The following is a 15,809-nucleotide window of genomic DNA, read 5'->3' as shown; positions in this document are numbered from 1 at the left end:
TTGTTTGACGGTTTGTCAAATTAAGCGCAACACTTCCTCGGCAAAGGCCTCGTGTGCCTTTTTCCAGTCCAGGCACTTTCTCGGTCGCCCGTTGATCTTGGCGAGCGCGTCCGCGAGTTCGTCGCGCGCCACCTGCGCGAAGTCCGTTCCTTTCGGGAAGAACTCGCGGAGGAGCCCGTTGGCGTTCTCGTTGCTCCCCCGTTGCCACGATGCGTACGGGTCGGCGAAATACACCGGCACGCCGATTCGTCCCGAATAGATCCAGCGGTAGATGGTGGAGAAGGCGAGTTTTCCGTTGAAGAGCCATCCCACGACCTGTTCCGGGGACCAGGTCGCACGCAGCTTCTCGACGATCGTCCGGCGTATCGTGTCGTCGAGCTTCGTCTTGGCACCGCAGTTGGTCTTCGCCTTCTCGTAGCGCCTCTGCGCACGTCCCGATTCATAGCCGGGGTTTCGTCTGATCTCCCGCGAGACGGTCGAGGGCTGTCGCCCGAGTCGTCTCGCGATGGACCGGATGGACATCCCGAGCTCCAGATAGATCTCTATTTTCACGCGTCCCGTTGTGGTAAGATGGGTGTAGCTCATGAGATTTCCTCCGTTTGAATGTGTGTTGTGGTGACTTCATTCTACACGAGGAAAGCGTCATGGGCTTCTTTGTGTTCACTTTCGGGTGTTGCACTTAATTTTATAATTCATCATGTATAAATAAATAGAATTTAAAGATATTCTTACATACCTTGACCTATAAAAATAAACCCCAAAAATTAATTTTAGTTAAATAGTGGTTTATTGACATTTTTTTAAAATATTATTTCCCCACTATGGATAATATAGTAATATTTAGGTTCGAGATATATAAAGAATATTTTGGGGGAATACGTATGTTTTTTAACAAATCATTTATTAAGAAAGTTTCTGTAGCCACAGCATTCACTCTTGTCATTAGTTCGGTTCCAGTCACTGATATTTTCGCTAGTGGTGAAGAAAATAATGGTTCTGATTATCTTTTATTGAATGATGAGACTACATTGAATATAGACAATGAAAATGTGAGTGACTTTTTAAGTGAAGAGGCTTTAGCTGAAGATTTTGATTTATCAGTGGAGGCAGAAGAAATACAATCTTTGCAAGATATGACAGAGGAGCAAAGAGAGAACTTTGACACTATAGTTGAAGAATTAATTGCAGAAGATGGTCACGATGAAGAAGTTGAGGTCTTACTTAAAGAATCTTTGTATGATTTCTTTGATGAAAATTCAGAAACTTTCAGTAATTTAAACGAAGCACAAGATCAAGTTGAAGAAGAAGTTTTGAATATTGAAAATCAAGAAGAAGCTTCGAACATTCTAACGAGTCTATTTGTTACTGAATCAGCTCATGCCTTCCAAGCAAGATTAGGAGTGAAATTTGTGGGTTACACAATTAATGCTCTTATTGCAGTAACTGTAGGGGGATCAGCAGTAGCTGCTGTCCGAGCATTCATTGTCGCAAAAGGAAAAAAAGAGGCTCAAAGAATGTTTACTAAAACAGTAAAAAGTCGTTTAATTGCCTGGGGTGCTCCAAGTTTAGCTATTACTGCTGCAGTAGCAATAGAGGTTGCTATGGCGTACTTTAATCTCGGTGAGCGAACTGCTATGTTTTTAGATTCTAAAGACCGGAGACCGAACAATGGTTGGATTGAATTACATTAACAAACGAAAGGATATTTTAATCTAATGAGAACTCTTCTTACCTACTTCGCAATTTTTGTATGGATTATAATATATTCATACATTTCTGAAGCTGTTTTTCCCAGAACTCTTCTCTCTTATATTATCGAAGTGATACTTTTAACCTTTACGGTATTCTTAATAATCTTTATTATATGGAGAAAGAAATTAGTAAATAAATGGAAAAACAAAGGGGACTGAGTAAAGTTTTTCAAAGTGCAACGATTAATTCATGAGAGCACTGAAAAACTAAAATGAAGTTGAACAGAGGAGCGTCGTTCTGAAAGGGATGACGCTCCTCTGTTTTCATTAATTTATTTTAAAGGACGGTTTGTCAAATTAAGCGCAACACTTCCTCGGCAAAGGCCTTGTGTGCGGTTTTCCAGTCCAGGCACTTTCTCGGCCGCCCGTTGATCTTGGCGAGCGCGTCCGGAGACGACGGTGTCGAGCTCCCAATGCCCGAATGTCCGGCGACCCCTGACCTCTGGAGGTCGTTTCGAGATGGGGAGGCCGACGTTGATGCGACCGCGCGTCTCGGTCGGCTTTTGACGTTTCCCCTTCTGGCGGGGCACGGTCACGGGCACGTCGATCCGTCCCGCATAGATCCATCGGTAGATGGTGGAGAAGGCGATTTCCCCGTCGAAGAGACGACCGACGATCTGTTCCGGGGACCAGGTCGCACGCAGCTTCCCGACGATCGTCCGGCGTATCGTGTCGTCGAGCTTCGTCTTGGCGCCGGAGTTTGCCTTCTTCTTCACGTAGCGCTGCTGGGCACGTCCCGATTCGTAGCCGGGGTTCCGTCTGACCTCCCGCGAGACGGTCGAGGGCTGTCGCCCGATCCGTCTCGCGATGGACCGGATGGACATCCCGAGCTCCAGATACGTCTCTATTTTCACGCGTTCCGTTGTGTTAAGATGGATGTAGCACATAGCGATTCCTCCGTCTGAATGTTTGTGTCGTAACTTCATTCTACACGAGGCCATCGCTGTGGGCTTTTTTGCGTTCACTTTCGGGTGTTGCACTTAATTTTATAATTCATCGTTTCTTCATTCTATTTTTTCACAAAGGAGATTTCGGCTTCTCAATCACGACTTTTCCATGTTCATCTAAGAGCGGCGTCATTCCACTCAATCCTAAACCACTAGTCATGATGTAATGCACGCCCGTATACTGATCCACGACAATTTTAATGATCCCGCCACTCATATGCTGTTTCGACTTCAATATAAATCGTTGTCCCACGACATACCTTCCCCCTCTTTTTCGATTTAGAATGCCTTCACAATCATCTCATATCCACACGAAATATATACCATTTTTCACCATTTTAATCATTCTAAGAGTTCATTTACATCCTTGATGTATTTTTCATCGACTTCAAAATACTCGCGACTTTCTATCCCTTTTGAAAAAACGAACTTGTTGTTGCCACTTACCCAAAAGTTCACCATCAATTCCATCGTGGATTCAGCTGGATTATTGATGGTCACGACATAGTGAGGAAGCCCTTCTGGACGTTCATTTGTGATTGAACTCGTTTCATTCATCATTTTGAAGTCCTCAATCTTTTCTTCATCTGTCACCCTATTTTCAGCGTACACAATCGTTTGTTCATCAGTATAGTTGCCAACAACTAACTCTCGATCTTGTTTACCACATCCCATTAAAATAAATAACGAAATCACACTGAGGAAGGTAATCATTTTCTTTAAAAACATGTTCCATCTCCTCCACTCCTTGGTTACGCTTACATAATTACTATAAACAAAAATTTACAAAAAAGACGAATGAGGCCGCATTATACGAACTCATTCGTCAACAATTTGACTTTCTATTAAATTTTCTTCACAAACTCCGACTTCAACTTCATCGCACCTAGACCGTCGATTTTACAATCGATATCATGGTCACCTTCCACGAGTCGAATCCCTTTCACTTTCGTTCCTTGTTTGACGACAAGCGAGGTCCCTTTCACTTTCAAATCCTTAATCACGGTGACGGTGTCTCCGTCTTGAAGTGGGTTTCCGTTCGCATCTTTGATTTGTGAAGCCGCTTCCGCTTCTGCCGCCTCGCTCGGTGACCATTCATAGGCACATTCCGGGCATACGAGCAACGGACCATCCTCGTACACATAAGATGATTGGCATTTAGGGCAATTCGGGTACTCAGTCATTCCATTTCCTCCATTCGATTCACTCGTTTCAGTATATCGTATGGTGGCTCCATCTTTCTAGACCGTTCATTCTTCGGTAGGCGATGCAGGACCGTCTAAATCAAGTTGATAAAACGATAAATCGAGCCATTTTCCGAACTTATATCCGGCATTTCGAATCGTACCAGAATGAACGAACCCAACTTTTTCGTGGGCACGGATACTCGTCACGTTCGATGCGTCGATTCCACCAATCACCGTTTTCATTCCTCTTGTTTCGGCGATACGGATGATTTCTTTCAACAGTTTGTTGCCAATGCCTTTCCCGCGGTAACCGGGATGCACGTATACCGAATGCTCGACCGTGTAGTGGTAAGCCGGCCAAGGGCGGAATGGCCCGAACGTCGCAAACCCCATGACCACATCATCCTCGACCCACACGATGATCGGACAGTCTTGCTCTTTCTTCTCCTCATACCATGCCACTCGATTGTCGAGTGTCACCGGTTGATAGTGATAGACGGCCGTACTGTTTACAATCGCATCATTGTAAATATGTAAAATCATTTGAAGATCATCTCGTCGACAATTGCGAATCATCCCCATACCACCTTTTCGTTTTTTTCATTATACGAATCCCCTCTTCAAAAGACACGAAAAAAGTGACCGGTCCCATCAACCGGTCACTCAACTTATGCGGCCAAGCGGTCACACATCGAGGCGCATTCTGTACAAACTCTTGCGCATTCTTGGCAATGTGCGTGCTTATGTTTCCCGCACTCCTGTGCGCATGCTTTGCAGATGACCGCACACGCTCGCGCGAGTTCAGGAACGAATGCCGAATCACGCGTCATCGCCTCGGCAAGAAACGCACAGGCAGCGGCACATTCCCGATCCAGTCGGATACAATCAACCATCATCTGTACATCTTTTTCTTCTAAACAAGATTCCAGACAATAGTTGCACGCTTCCACACATTCGTGGAGCATTTCGAGTTCGTTCGCATAGATACGATGAGCCATACATCATTCCCCTTTCATTTCTTCTGCAATTTCGGACACGTTACTCCTGTTCCCTAATCGGCAAAAGAAAAACGACCCGGCTCAAGAATCCGGATCGTTCACGAACTTACGATACAAGTAAGCGATTCGATTCAGTAATGTCTCATCATATTGTTTCGGCATGAAACGATAGCGATACAATCGATACATTCGTTTCAAGTCTTCCCACTGATGATCAATTTGTTGCCCTTGTCTGAATCGTGCCAAATCAATCAAGAAAATCTGTCCGTTCGGTGTCAAAATGATATTACGCAAATGGACATCCGATGGCGTTAGTCCTAATAACCGTGCTTGTCGAAGCGCTTCATCCACTACCTCGATGTAAGAAGGGTCAATCCAAACGCCTTCCGTCAGACACTCAAATAGCGTCTTTCCTTCGATGTAATCCATCACGATATATGACGCACCGGACTCATAGCACTTCGGAAAGTAAGGGAGTCCCCTTAGTTTTTTATAGATTGCTGCTTCTTCGGTTGCGATTTGTTCATAGCCTGGAAAGAACACTTTAATGACACGATCCTTCTCCTTTAAACGAAACACGGCCGCACTTCGTCCAATTCCATGTAAACGAAGATCTGGGTGCATCGCGGCTACCTGAAACGAGTCACCCACCTGCTCGAAGGTGACGTCCGCATATTGTTCATAGTCACTCATCTGTCACGCCTCTTTCCTATTTCTCTTCTCTCTCATCATAGCGCATACAAGCTCATTTGACGCCAAAACTGCTCGAGTAGGTGACAAGTGACGTCTTTTCTCGTAAGACGTATAATGAAGAGCGACTGACAACCAAGGAGGAGTTATTATGCAACGCATCGCTTTGACAGAAGAATTATCATTCTCACGCATCGTCCATGGAATGTGGCGTCTCGCTGATTGGGACATGACCCCACAGGAACGCCTTACGTTTATCGAACAATGTCTCGAACTGGGCATCACGACATTCGACCATGCAGACATTTATGGCGGTTACACATGTGAAGGTTTGTTTGGGGAGGCCTTAAAATTAAAGCCTGAACTCCGAGACCAAATGGAGATTGTCACAAAGACAGGAATTAAATTGACAGGGTCGTTCAATCCGGGTCAAACACTCAATTATTACGATACGACAAAAGAGCATATCATCGCGCAAGCAGAGCGTTCGTTAAAAGAATTGGCAATTGACCACATTGATACGTTACTTATCCATCGTCCAGATCCGCTGATGAACCCGGATGACGTGGCCGAAGCCTTCATCACCTTGCGTGATAGTGGGAAAGTACGTGAGTTCGGTGTATCCAACCATGTTCCGTCTACACAGAACTTGCTTCAATCACGCCTTCCATTCCAACTTGTGACGAATCAACTCGAACTCTCTCCGATGCAATTGAAACATTTTGAGGATGGATCGGTCGATTTGTGCCACGAAAAACGGATGCCACTCATGGCTTGGAGCCCACTAGCCGGTGGTCAGCTCTTTAAAGGTGAACAGTATGCTCCCCTTCGTGAAAAACTTGAGGAAATTCGTGCACGTCACAATGCGAGCGGAATCGACTCGATTGTGTATGCATGGCTCGTCAAACATCCTGCAAACATCATGCCGATTATTGGATCCGGAAAAATCGAGCGCGTTCAGACAGGAGTCGACGCTCTTCAAATTGATCTCACTCGTGAAGAATGGTTTGAAATTTTGAAGGCGGCACGCAGTCGAGATGTTGATTGAAGGAAACTTCATCAAATAAATCCCACTGAATTATAAAGTGATAATTTAGAAGAATAATCGGCTTTTTCAATGTCTTGTAATATCAACGTTTTTTCGTCAAAAATCGACATACAAAAAAAGTTGAAAAGTAAAAATAAGTCATAAATGGTTTTATCCCCCGTCCAGTTCAAGTTGGACGGTTTTTTTGATTTTTTTTCGAAATAACAAATTAATTTTCCTAAGACTAAAGTCACAAAAAATTGGTGCTAGAATGGTGAAAGTGATTCATCGAAGGAGAGTACCGATGTGAAAAAGTACCTGATTTTCAGTACCCTCGTCATCCTGTTTTTCTTATTCGGATGCGAGGAAGAACGCGCACTCCGACTCCAACCCGCTCCTGAATATTATCAAGGACGTGCCCTGTTACCAAACGGACAACAAATTGAAATGCCCGAATCGGATCGTGCAGCGATTATCGAGTTATGTCAGCCTGACAACGCGATTCAAAGAATTCCAAGTGGTGAAAGACATTGGCTCGGGACGGTCACATTGAACCAACCGTTGACTGATGCCGCCACCGAATCCACTTTTCCAACCGCAACTTTTTTCACTGTCGAAAATAAATCATATGTCCAATGTCAACTTGATTCCATCACATATGCCACCGAGATTCACACGCTTCCCGAGAGCTTAAACGATGTTCAATATACGGCCGAACCTTATCCGGATGTTCCGAAATTCCGATTTGCTGAGCCTCATGAATATGAGCATTTCGCACAAGAGATGAAAAAGCCGATAGGTAATGAGCCCTATCCAGAAAGAAAAGGGATCGAGCATACACTTTTCCATATCACGATGCCTTTCAGTGGTGAATTTGAACTGACCTTTACATCGTCCGAAGCCAAAGACCGCCTCGTCATTCCTGTCGAATCAACACGGCATCCCTATTTGTCACTCGGGCTCGGGACAGAAAAGTCTGATGAGATATTACAATACGCGATTTATACGAGCCGAGATCAAAATGACTATCAAGAAGTATTGCGACCGAAAGAAGCGCATATTTCACAAATGTTCGGAGCCAAAACAGCTCCGCAACTCCCTTCGGTTCTTGTACCGGGTCACGAGTATCCACTCTACAGTTTTACGTTCATGAAAAACGGAACGGCCCATCGTCAGAACGTCTCCTTGACGTATCATGAACCCAAGTTGTTGTATGGAAAAGAATTGAGTGAACAAATTCACGACAAATTAAGTAGTAAACGTCATGTCATTTTTCATGACTTGGCACTCCTTGGAACGGAATCAAAAGATGCCTCCTTCCTACAACATGTCGGTCAAGATGAAATGGAATTTATTTTTGGCGCCATCAAACGAGCTAACGCGACCGCCTATGCAGGCAAGACCGCTTCCACACCTTATGTGACCCTATTTCAAGGGATATGCGCCCAAACGTTTGATGTTAGCTATGATGGTGCAGATGTGTACGTGACCAATTCAGAGACAGGCGCCCATTTTAAGCTACTACGTGAGGATGCCATCAAGTGGTATAACCTGTTTGAACAAAACACTTAATCTGACAGATGCGAATGCGTCTGTCTTTTTGCATATTCATGAAGCAAATATAGTACGATGAGACATCTTTTTTGGGAAGATAGGAAGGGAAAGGAGTGAATCTTTGTGACAAATCCATTTATACGAGATGTGAACCATCATTGGCGCGTCTCCTATCGACAAAACGGGTATCCCCATGTGCAACAGGGCTGGGTGTTGCCCCCAGAACATAAAGAGGAGTTCGATCCATTTATTTTGATGGCAGAAGACTGGTTCAAACGTGGGACCTTTTCGGACCATCCCCATCGTGGGTTCCAAACCATCACGTATGTCATCGATGGTCGTCTAGAACATATTGATAATCATGGAGGACATTCGATTTTGGACGCCGGTGATGTTCAGTATATGAACGCCGGATGGGCCGCTAGACACGCCGAAGAAGCGGTTGACGATGATTTGATCCATACGCTGCAGCTCTGGCTGAATTTGCCGAAGTCGTTAAAAACGACAACCACTTCCTATCAGAACGTATACGTCGAGGACGCACCCCTCGTTCCTTTCGACGGTGGGCAGCTTCGTGTCTATTCCGGCGAAATCGCGGGTGTAAAGGGACCGATGGACAGTCTCGTCCCCATCACGATGACAGAAATAACGCTGAAGGAAGACAGCGAATACGAACACATCTTGCCTGCGAATCATAACAGCTTTTTGTACGTACTCGCTGGTTCAATTGAAGTTGGGTCTTCCAAAATTCCGCTCAGTAAAACCGATGTGGCGACACTGACGTTCGATGAAACATCTGAGACGATGAGCACACTTCAACTGAAGGCCACGACACGTACACGGGTGCTCGTCTATTCCGGAAAACCGATTCGGGAGGAGTATATTGCGCATGGTCCATTCGTGATGAATACGGAAGAAGAAATCCGCCAAGCCTTCCGCGACTATCATAGTGGTATGTTCGGTCCCCCAGCCGTCAAATAAAAAAAGGGAGCCTCTCGACTAGAGAGCTCCCTTTTCTGATTATGATCGATCTGGTTGTAGGACCGTCTGTTGTGTCGGAACATGACCGATCGGGACAGTCCGTTCGACGAGAACGTAACGCTTGCCCTCCACTTCAAACTTGCGGTCGCCAAGATAGTGAGCGCTCTTTCCATCTTCGTATAGTTTCGACAAGATAGCAGGTACGTACTCTTCTAGTTTTGTATAGTGCTCATCGAGGGTCATGACGATATTGCCCCCCTTATATCCGAGCCAGTAACTATAAAAGAACCAACCTAACGACAGAACTCCGAGAATACCAATTCCAATTGTAAGTAACTCCTCCATGATCTCATTCCTCCAATTTTTTCATGACAATCTGACGTTTTGGGGTGAACCCGATTTCGCCATAAAACGAGGCGGCATCTGTATTGCTCATCCAGTAATCTAGTTCAATCGATTTGAATTGGTGGTCAAGCGCCCATTGCTCCATCCATTCCATCACACGTCGACCGTAACCGTTCCGTTGATACATGGGGTCGATACTGATGTGATGAACATACACCACGCGAACGGCTTGACGAAACGCGTTCGCCTCACCCACTTTCTCTTCGAACCATATGTAACCGATTGGAGTTGCTTCAAGCTGCATCACCATATAGTGATGGCCGGGTCTTCCAATCAGTGTCGAAAAGGCTTCGTACATCTTCTCTTCCTCATACTCCGCAAAAAAGCTCGGATTCATATGGACGTGATGCTCGTGGATGGAACGATTCAATCGTGCGATGAGGCGGGCATCGGTCGTAGGGGAAAATGTGATTTCCATCATCCGGTATAGTTTGAATGGTTTCGATCTTCGTTTACACCGTGCGGTTTTTCAGTTCCGCGCAACGTATGCTCACTCGAAGCCTCCGTTCCTTTCCCATTTAGGCGACGTTGAAGCGGACGAGCCAAAAAGTAACCAATCAAGAGCGAACTAGGTAAGACGAGAAAAAATGTACCGAGCAATGTCAACATATATCCTTTGTCCGAGTCTCCGGCAATCGCGCGGAGGACAAAGAACAGACCGACGAAAACAAGTGCGGCCAAAGCGTATTCTACACATTTCCCGAGAAATCGTTTCACACGACATCTCCCCCTTCAAGGTTTGATGTATTATACGACCATTTCCATAAAAAGGTTTCACGCGTCTTGATTTTCTTTATACCAATTCGTCGCCAACCGTTCCGTCTCGATAATCCAGTCATGCTTTCCTTGAATGTATCCTTCCATGTCATCTGGATGCTGTGCCGCAAGTTGAAGTTTCAGCTCACCATACGCATCGCGAACTTCAGGATAAGCTCGCAAGTAATCCCGGAAGGCCAGGTGTCTTATGATATCTGGATTCCCTTCTTCAAACACATGCACGTGAACCGTCCGTTCTTCTTCTCCTTTACGGAAATAGCGACGCTTCGGAATCCCATATTCACCAAGGCCACGGTATCCTAGTGCCTCCATCCGCTCCGTGTAGTCGTCTACTCGTTCGATGTCCCGTACGACCGGCATCATGTCGATGATTGGTTTTGCCGCCAATCCTTCGACCGATGTGCTCCCAATGTGATGGATCGCGACAAGTTCCTCTTCGAATAATCGACTTAATTTACTAGCCTCTTCTTCAAACTTTTGATTCCATTCCGGATTGTATTTCACTACTTCGACTTTTCGCATGATTCGTTCCTCCTCTTTAGAATCAATACTCTCTATTCTCATCATACCCTTTCTAAACATTGCTCGACATGAGGGATTCCACTTCAAAAGGTTTGTACACAAATAAAATGGGAAACCTTATATTAATGACTTGAGAACTGGAGAGTGAATGGATATGTTGACTGAAGAGCAAATCGAAACGTTTAAAAAACGATTATTGAAAGAAAAAGCAAAGACCGAAGGATATATGGATAGTCGAGAAGAGACGTATGATGAAGGAGAGCTCTCTCATTACGACAACCACCCTGCCGACTCGGGCGAAGAGCTTTTTTTACGGGAACGAGACCAAGCCCTTAATGAGCTCGATGAAGAGTTCTTGAGTGACGTCGATAAGGCGCTATTAGCCATTCAGAATGGGACGTATGGACAATGTGAGGTGTGTGGGAAAGACATTGAACTAGACCGTTTGGAAGTCATTCCAGAAGCCACCCTTTGCATCGAACACGCTCGGGCACAAGAAGAGGAAGAACACGCACATGAGCTCGATCGACCGGTCGAAGAAGACGTGTTGAATCCAAATGAGACCGCCCGACGCAAAGAGTTAGACGGGACGGATCAACCTGGTCAAAAAACGGACGCCTTCTCCCAAGTAGAAGACTACGGAAGCTCAGATACGATTGCCGACAGCGAAGGCAACCACGATCCGACGCGGGAACAATAAAAGATGCCCTGACCTCATTCGAGAGGCTCAGGGCATCTGTCTGCTTAAAACGTGGCTTTTACCGGAGAAGCACCACCGAGGCGCTCTGCCAGTTTCATCGGGTCGACGGCATTCCCAGCTGAACTAGCAGAGAAAGTGTAGTCCCCTTTATGAATCTCAAAGTGTAAGTGCGGACCTGACGAGTTACCCGTGTTTCCGATTTGACCAATCGGTTCACCTTGGTGTACCGACTGACCTGTCTTGACATCCACTTTGTGCAAGTGTGCATACACGGTCGTCCATTTTTGACCATCTACGTTGTGTTCGATTTGTATGTGGTTCCCATAAGGCCCACTGGAGCTGACTTTTGTCACTTTTCCAGCTTCCGCGGCGTATACAGGTGTGCCTGTTTTGGCGGCGATATCGAGACCGTTATGGAATGTGTATCCGAACTGCCCACTCGCCGAACCGAATCCTTGAGAGAGGCGACCTTCCGCCGGCATTAAGAACCGATCGGGTGCCATCGCTTCATACTGTTTCTTCAAGTCACTCAACTGATTCGTTTGTTTCTTATATTGTTTCGACTTTTCGTCATACGACGCTTTCACATCTTGACGTGTCGCTTCAATCTGCTCTTGCTCTTCTTTCAGTTGCTTCAATACTTCGTTTGCTTGGTTTTTCTTTTCAACAAGCTCTTGATGCGCTTCTTCCGCTTCAGCGGCCTCAGCTTTCGCACTCGGTAACACGGAAGAAACGACTTTTGCGAAAAGTGACTGTTCTGCCGGAACGAGCGACTCTTCCACTTCTTCTAATTCTCTAGAAGTCCCTTCAATTTTGTCTCGCAACGCCTCCGCTTTATGGTCGACTTGCTTCAACTTTGTTTGAATGGCTTGAATCGATTGCTTCGTACCTTTTACTTGCTGTTTCGTTTGTTGCAATGACTTTTCCGTTTGAACGAGGTCTTGCGGGGACATGTTGTCGGCAGATGCAGTTTGTCCTTGGAATAAGAGAACACCAACACCCGCTGTCATGATGAGTTGTTTCCACATATATATAATAAACCCTCCAAATTAATACATTCATGAGCTTCAAAAAAAGCTACATGTGCGAATATACCACTGGGGGTTAAAAATTTCAATATATGAAGTTTTTCATTTTCATGTCATACATGACAGCATGATGTGATATTTTCAAGTGTCACTTCACAAGGATTTCACTAGCGTTTTTTTGTATAGTATCCCACCCAGACGATACCACCGATGGAAAGGAGTGTTACACTCACACTAACTACTAGTATACCTCGCGACAGGTCGGGAGAAAGATTTGTTGTCAGCGCAATCAGGGTCGCGGTATTTCCACTAATCAGCGCAATGATACAGATGACCAACAACCGCTTCATCAAGCGTCCTTCAACATTTCAAATTGGGCAATCTCGTCTTGGACAAATCCCAATCGTCGTGCCGCTTCGACCCATTCAGGACGGTCTGATGTCAACGTGACATGAAGTGGCGATCGGCTCGCGGCCGCCCGCAATAGCCATTCCGCTTCTTCTGCTTGTCCAAAAACATCGAGCAAGACGTGATCGCGGTATAACAAAAATCCTATTCGATTCCCTTCTACGACTTTCACTAACTCAGCAGCTTGTTGGGTCACGCGCACATCGCGTTGCCAAATCGGAACGTGACTCGCCGCCGGATACAACTCATCAAATAACGTTTGAATCGGTTCATACGTCATGTCTGCGTTTGTTTCTAATGACACCGCTTGGAAGTAGAGGATTTCTCGAGTCGTTTCGTAACCTAGTCGTTCATAGAGAGACACTGCCGCATCATTGCCTTGAATGACTTCGAGTAAACGAGTGCCTACTGCCGCCTCTTCAAATCGTTTCATCAATTCGGTCGCGACTCCTGCTTTTCGGACATGTGGGGCGACAGCAAGCCCACCACAACGTGTCTGCCATCCTGAATCAAGATGTGCAATCCCGGTTAACACGACACCGACAGGTTCTTCACCATCATAGGCTACAATGGAACGGGACGGCTGATTTTGATCACGAACAAGAAAAACATCTTCGAACGTCTGCTCATCAAATTGAAACGGAATAATATAATCAGAAAAACCGCTCATAAACGCACGGTATAAATCTTGTATTGGTGGATTTTGACGGTATGTAAACTGTGTCGACATATAATTCCCCTTTTCTGAATAAAAATCAATAATGCTCGAAGGAGACTTCTTATGAAAATCACGCTCGAATATCGAAATAGGACGCATCAATCGATTCTCGATACGTTCGCACTACCGACGGACCAAGAAAAGTATACGACCCTGCCCAAAGACATGGATGATCCATTACCTGATGGCGTTCATCCGATTGTCATCGTCGCATCGAAACCAGTCGGGATGTTCTTACTCCATGACAACGAACGCGTCATTTCCTATACGACCGAGTCGAATGCTTTGCTCTTCTCCGCCTTTGCTATTAACTATGAGGACCAAGGGAAAGGCTACGCTAAAGCGGCACTCCAAGCACTTCCGCAGTTCGTAAAGCAACATTTCCCTCACATTCGTGAAATCGTCCTGTCGGTCAATCTGAAAAACGAAGCCGCCTTCTGCCTTTATATGAGCGTTGGGTGGAGCGATACTGGACGTCGAATCGGTGGACCGATCGGCGAACAGCGTATTCTTTCCTTAACGATTTAAAGCATCCATTCGTGTCAAACTCTCAAATATGTTTTGCCAGTAAGTCAGACGATGCGGAACTAAATCGGCTTGCGTGATTTGAACAAGATGATTTGTCATTAAGGAGTTCCCTTCAATCGTCCGCAATCTTCCTTCTGTAAGCGCCAAAAGCTCGTTCCTGTTTACAGCTACGACATCCATCACTTCCTGGTCGTCAAACCGAAGTGTTTCACCTTGATAGAGATAGCAATACGTATGTGTAAACTCGCGATCAAGAAACTCGTCCAGTTCAATCACGTCTTCAAAGATTCCCATAAAGGTGAGCTGGTCGAACGTCAATGACAGTCCGAGCTCTTCTTCAATTTCACGAACGCCATTCGCTAATGTCTCATCTGTTGCGAGGTGTCCCGCTGCCGTAATATCATATTTCCCGGGGAAATCCTGTTTCTCCATGCTTCTTCGCTGAAGATAAATGAGGTCTTCTTTCCAGAACCAGCAGTGGAACGTCTCATGCCAATCCCCGTCAAGATGAACTTGATTTCGCTCCTTCTCCCCTATTTTCCGGTGATTCTCGTCAAAAATAGTGAGGTGCTCCTTCATTCCGACACCCCATCTTCTAAAAATCGGATAACCCTATTAGTTGCATCCAACTTAACTTGAATCCCAATCGGGAAAACGTGTGATGGAAAGGTGTGACCGATATCGACATTCGTCAAAATCGGAAAATCTTTTTCTCCGATGATTTCAAGCAACAAGTCGTTGAATGAGAAGGGAGCTGATTGATCTTGAAAATGCTCATGCTTCCCGATAATCAGACCCGAAATCTCATCAAACACACCCGCCAGCTTCAGCATACTAAGCGAACGTTCTTCTTCAGCCATCGTCTTAAACGAGTCTTCTAGGAATAGAATCGCGCCTTTCAAATCGGGATAATAATCCGACTTAAAGAACCCAGACATCGTGTTCAGATTCCCGCCAATCAACGTTCCTTGTGCCTTTCCATCCTTCAGAGAAATCCATCCTTCATTCGGTTGGAACGTCTTGACACGTTGTTGCGTCGACCAATCGAGCATCTCTTCCGTCTATTCATCAGGGATATGTAACTGAAACGGAGCCGTTCGTTCTAAACAGAGAATGTCTTTGACATATTGCTCCCCCGTCTCGAACATCCCTCCGTATTCACCGAATGAGGGGACGATTGCCGGACCGTAAAATGTGACGACGTCCGTTTTGGCATAACAGGCCATCAAGATTGCCGTGACATCACTATATCCCATGATGATTTTAGGATGACGTCGGAGTTGTTCATAATCGATATATGGTAACACCGAGTTCGAATTTGTTCCACCAATTGTACTGATGATCGCTTTCACTTCAGGATCATGTAAAAATGCGTTTAGTTCGTCAGCACGATCCCGAATGGACGAGGACCGATATCCTTCTGTTTTATATGTACACGTGCCCTCTTTCACCTTGAATCCCATCCGCTTGAGCTGTTCAACCCCACGTTGGTAACGCCCCTCAAACTGAACAGGTGCCGGAAAAGAAGGCGTAATGATCCCTATCGTATCCCCCACTTGCAACTTTGGTGGTTTCATCATGATCCCCA

The 15,809-nt window shown here is 45.5% G+C and carries 22 protein-coding genes and 1 pseudogene; 6 read left to right on the top strand and 17 right to left on the bottom strand.

Annotation, left to right across the window (positions count from 1 at the left end):
- Positions 1–15: 15 nt before the first annotated feature.
- Positions 16–243, bottom strand: a pseudogene (locus KD909_RS15580) (IS30 family transposase); the annotation flags it as partial.
- Between the two features lie 638 nt (positions 244–881).
- Here KD909_RS15580 and KD909_RS01195 point away from each other — a divergent pair.
- Positions 882–1,691, top strand: a complete 810-nt coding sequence (locus KD909_RS01195) for a hypothetical protein (protein WP_211782104.1) — start codon at positions 882–884, stop codon at positions 1,689–1,691.
- Between the two features lie 332 nt (positions 1,692–2,023).
- Here the strand turns inward: KD909_RS01195 and KD909_RS01190 are convergent, their stop codons facing one another.
- The 7 genes from KD909_RS01190 to KD909_RS01160 all read right to left on the bottom strand — a co-directional run bounded on the left by KD909_RS01190 (position 2,024) and on the right by KD909_RS01160 (position 5,576).
- A complete protein-coding gene (locus tag KD909_RS01190; RefSeq protein ID WP_211782103.1) occupies positions 2,024–2,677 on the bottom strand; it encodes an IS30 family transposase in 654 nt (217 codons plus the stop codon).
- A 91-nt stretch (positions 2,678–2,768) separates the two neighbouring features.
- Positions 2,769–2,951, bottom strand: a complete 183-nt coding sequence (locus KD909_RS01185) for a DUF6440 family protein (RefSeq protein ID WP_211782102.1) — start codon at positions 2,949–2,951, stop codon at positions 2,769–2,771.
- Between the two features lie 89 nt (positions 2,952–3,040).
- Positions 3,041–3,427 (bottom strand): hypothetical protein, encoded by a 387-nt coding sequence (locus KD909_RS01180; protein ID WP_211782101.1) that lies wholly within the window; start codon positions 3,425–3,427, stop codon positions 3,041–3,043.
- A 116-nt stretch (positions 3,428–3,543) separates the two neighbouring features.
- On the bottom strand, positions 3,544–3,882 hold the full coding sequence (locus KD909_RS01175; RefSeq protein ID WP_211782100.1) for a zinc ribbon domain-containing protein YjdM: 339 nt from the start codon (positions 3,880–3,882) through the stop codon (positions 3,544–3,546).
- A gap of 66 nt (positions 3,883–3,948) precedes the next feature.
- Complete coding sequence (locus KD909_RS01170) at positions 3,949–4,461, bottom strand: GNAT family N-acetyltransferase (RefSeq protein ID WP_211782099.1); 513 nt, start codon at positions 4,459–4,461, stop codon at positions 3,949–3,951.
- Positions 4,462–4,553: 92 nt separating this feature from the next.
- Positions 4,554–4,883: a four-helix bundle copper-binding protein gene (locus tag KD909_RS01165; RefSeq protein WP_211782098.1), complete on the bottom strand. Its 330-nt coding sequence runs from the start codon at positions 4,881–4,883 to the stop codon at positions 4,554–4,556.
- A gap of 81 nt (positions 4,884–4,964) precedes the next feature.
- Positions 4,965–5,576, bottom strand: a complete 612-nt coding sequence (locus tag KD909_RS01160; RefSeq protein ID WP_211782097.1) for a protein kinase family protein — start codon at positions 5,574–5,576, stop codon at positions 4,965–4,967.
- A gap of 148 nt (positions 5,577–5,724) precedes the next feature.
- On the opposite strand from KD909_RS01160, the gene KD909_RS01155 reads away from it, so the two are divergent.
- The 3 genes from KD909_RS01155 (at position 5,725) to KD909_RS01145 (ending at position 9,135) form a co-directional block, all read left to right on the top strand.
- Complete coding sequence (locus tag KD909_RS01155) at positions 5,725–6,621, top strand: aldo/keto reductase (RefSeq protein WP_211782096.1); 897 nt, start codon at positions 5,725–5,727, stop codon at positions 6,619–6,621.
- Positions 6,622–6,906: 285 nt separating this feature from the next.
- On the top strand, positions 6,907–8,172 hold the full coding sequence (locus tag KD909_RS01150; RefSeq protein WP_211782095.1) for a hypothetical protein: 1,266 nt from the start codon (positions 6,907–6,909) through the stop codon (positions 8,170–8,172).
- A gap of 105 nt (positions 8,173–8,277) precedes the next feature.
- Entirely contained in the window at positions 8,278–9,135 is an 858-nt protein-coding gene (locus KD909_RS01145; RefSeq protein ID WP_211782094.1) for a pirin family protein, read from the top strand.
- A gap of 39 nt (positions 9,136–9,174) precedes the next feature.
- Here the strand turns inward: KD909_RS01145 and KD909_RS01140 are convergent, their stop codons facing one another.
- Genes KD909_RS01140 through KD909_RS01125 form a run of 4 tightly spaced genes read right to left on the bottom strand, consistent with a single transcriptional unit; the run spans position 9,175 to position 10,839 of the window.
- Complete coding sequence (locus KD909_RS01140) at positions 9,175–9,480, bottom strand: hypothetical protein (protein WP_047794750.1); 306 nt, start codon at positions 9,478–9,480, stop codon at positions 9,175–9,177.
- Positions 9,481–9,484: 4 nt separating this feature from the next.
- Positions 9,485–9,958, bottom strand: a complete 474-nt coding sequence (locus KD909_RS01135) for a GNAT family N-acetyltransferase (RefSeq protein ID WP_211782093.1) — start codon at positions 9,956–9,958, stop codon at positions 9,485–9,487.
- Positions 9,958–10,257 (bottom strand): hypothetical protein, encoded by a 300-nt coding sequence (locus tag KD909_RS01130; protein ID WP_047794748.1) that lies wholly within the window; start codon positions 10,255–10,257, stop codon positions 9,958–9,960. The genes KD909_RS01135 and KD909_RS01130 overlap by 1 nt, the downstream gene beginning before the upstream one ends.
- Before the next feature lie 57 nt (positions 10,258–10,314).
- Positions 10,315–10,839: a GrpB family protein gene (locus tag KD909_RS01125; protein ID WP_211782092.1), complete on the bottom strand. Its 525-nt coding sequence runs from the start codon at positions 10,837–10,839 to the stop codon at positions 10,315–10,317.
- 154 nt (positions 10,840–10,993) lie between these two features.
- Between KD909_RS01125 and KD909_RS01120 the strand changes: the two genes are divergently transcribed.
- Positions 10,994–11,539, top strand: a complete 546-nt coding sequence (locus KD909_RS01120) for a TraR/DksA C4-type zinc finger protein (RefSeq protein ID WP_211782091.1) — start codon at positions 10,994–10,996, stop codon at positions 11,537–11,539.
- A gap of 44 nt (positions 11,540–11,583) precedes the next feature.
- On the opposite strand, the gene KD909_RS01115 is transcribed toward KD909_RS01120, so the two are convergent.
- Positions 11,584–12,567 (bottom strand): M23 family metallopeptidase, encoded by a 984-nt coding sequence (locus KD909_RS01115; protein ID WP_211782090.1) that lies wholly within the window; start codon positions 12,565–12,567, stop codon positions 11,584–11,586.
- 349 nt (positions 12,568–12,916) lie between these two features.
- Positions 12,917–13,705 carry a GNAT family N-acetyltransferase gene (locus tag KD909_RS01110; protein ID WP_211782089.1) on the bottom strand — a complete coding sequence of 263 codons (789 nt, stop codon included), beginning with the start codon at positions 13,703–13,705 and terminating at the stop codon, positions 12,917–12,919.
- Between the two features lie 51 nt (positions 13,706–13,756).
- Between KD909_RS01110 and KD909_RS01105 the strand changes: the two genes are divergently transcribed.
- A complete protein-coding gene (locus KD909_RS01105; RefSeq protein WP_211782088.1) occupies positions 13,757–14,221 on the top strand; it encodes a GNAT family N-acetyltransferase in 465 nt (154 codons plus the stop codon).
- Here the strand turns inward: KD909_RS01105 and KD909_RS01100 are convergent.
- Genes KD909_RS01100 through KD909_RS15515 form a run of 3 tightly spaced genes read right to left on the bottom strand, consistent with a single transcriptional unit; the run spans position 14,210 to position 15,801 of the window.
- Entirely contained in the window at positions 14,210–14,800 is a 591-nt protein-coding gene (locus KD909_RS01100; protein WP_211782087.1) for an NUDIX hydrolase, read from the bottom strand. The two genes, KD909_RS01105 and KD909_RS01100, sit on opposite strands and share 12 nt — an antisense overlap.
- Entirely contained in the window at positions 14,797–15,273 is a 477-nt protein-coding gene (locus KD909_RS15520) for a S66 peptidase family protein (protein WP_249199053.1), read from the bottom strand. The genes KD909_RS01100 and KD909_RS15520 overlap by 4 nt, the downstream gene beginning before the upstream one ends.
- A gap of 9 nt (positions 15,274–15,282) precedes the next feature.
- Positions 15,283–15,801 (bottom strand): LD-carboxypeptidase, encoded by a 519-nt coding sequence (locus tag KD909_RS15515; RefSeq protein WP_249199052.1) that lies wholly within the window; start codon positions 15,799–15,801, stop codon positions 15,283–15,285.
- Positions 15,802–15,809: the final 8 nt, after the last annotated feature.

The organism is Exiguobacterium sp. PFWT01, assembly GCF_018255795.1.
Classification (GTDB): domain Bacteria; phylum Bacillota; class Bacilli; order Exiguobacteriales; family Exiguobacteriaceae; genus Exiguobacterium.
This window is presented reverse-complemented; position numbering and strand designations above follow the sequence as displayed.

Bases quoted from the DNA above. Each gene is read 5' to 3' on its own strand.
- KD909_RS01195 (WP_211782104.1), top strand. From the start codon at position 882: ATGTTTTTTAACAAATCATTTATTAAGAAAGTTTCTGTAGCCACAGCA.
- KD909_RS01190 (WP_211782103.1), bottom strand. From the start codon at position 2,677: ATGAAGTTACGACACAAACATTCAGACGGAGGAATCGCTATGTGCTAC.
- KD909_RS01180 (WP_211782101.1), bottom strand. From the start codon at position 3,427: ATGTTTTTAAAGAAAATGATTACCTTCCTCAGTGTGATTTCGTTATTT.
- KD909_RS01175 (WP_211782100.1), bottom strand. From the start codon at position 3,882: ATGACTGAGTACCCGAATTGCCCTAAATGCCAATCATCTTATGTGTAC.
- KD909_RS01170 (WP_211782099.1), bottom strand. From the start codon at position 4,461: ATGATTCGCAATTGTCGACGAGATGATCTTCAAATGATTTTACATATT.
- KD909_RS01165 (WP_211782098.1), bottom strand. From the start codon at position 4,883: ATGGCTCATCGTATCTATGCGAACGAACTCGAAATGCTCCACGAATGT.
- KD909_RS01160 (WP_211782097.1), bottom strand. From the start codon at position 5,576: ATGAGTGACTATGAACAATATGCGGACGTCACCTTCGAGCAGGTGGGT.
- KD909_RS01155 (WP_211782096.1), top strand. From the start codon at position 5,725: ATGCAACGCATCGCTTTGACAGAAGAATTATCATTCTCACGCATCGTC.
- KD909_RS01140 (WP_047794750.1), bottom strand. From the start codon at position 9,480: ATGGAGGAGTTACTTACAATTGGAATTGGTATTCTCGGAGTTCTGTCG.
- KD909_RS01135 (WP_211782093.1), bottom strand. From the start codon at position 9,958: ATGGAAATCACATTTTCCCCTACGACCGATGCCCGCCTCATCGCACGA.
- KD909_RS01125 (WP_211782092.1), bottom strand. From the start codon at position 10,839: ATGCGAAAAGTCGAAGTAGTGAAATACAATCCGGAATGGAATCAAAAG.
- KD909_RS01120 (WP_211782091.1), top strand. From the start codon at position 10,994: ATGTTGACTGAAGAGCAAATCGAAACGTTTAAAAAACGATTATTGAAA.
- KD909_RS01115 (WP_211782090.1), bottom strand. From the start codon at position 12,567: ATGTGGAAACAACTCATCATGACAGCGGGTGTTGGTGTTCTCTTATTC.
- KD909_RS01110 (WP_211782089.1), bottom strand. From the start codon at position 13,705: ATGTCGACACAGTTTACATACCGTCAAAATCCACCAATACAAGATTTA.
- KD909_RS01105 (WP_211782088.1), top strand. From the start codon at position 13,757: ATGAAAATCACGCTCGAATATCGAAATAGGACGCATCAATCGATTCTC.
- KD909_RS01100 (WP_211782087.1), bottom strand. From the start codon at position 14,800: ATGAAGGAGCACCTCACTATTTTTGACGAGAATCACCGGAAAATAGGG.
- KD909_RS15520 (WP_249199053.1), bottom strand. From the start codon at position 15,273: ATGCTCGATTGGTCGACGCAACAACGTGTCAAGACGTTCCAACCGAAT.
- KD909_RS15515 (WP_249199052.1), bottom strand. From the start codon at position 15,801: ATGATGAAACCACCAAAGTTGCAAGTGGGGGATACGATAGGGATCATT.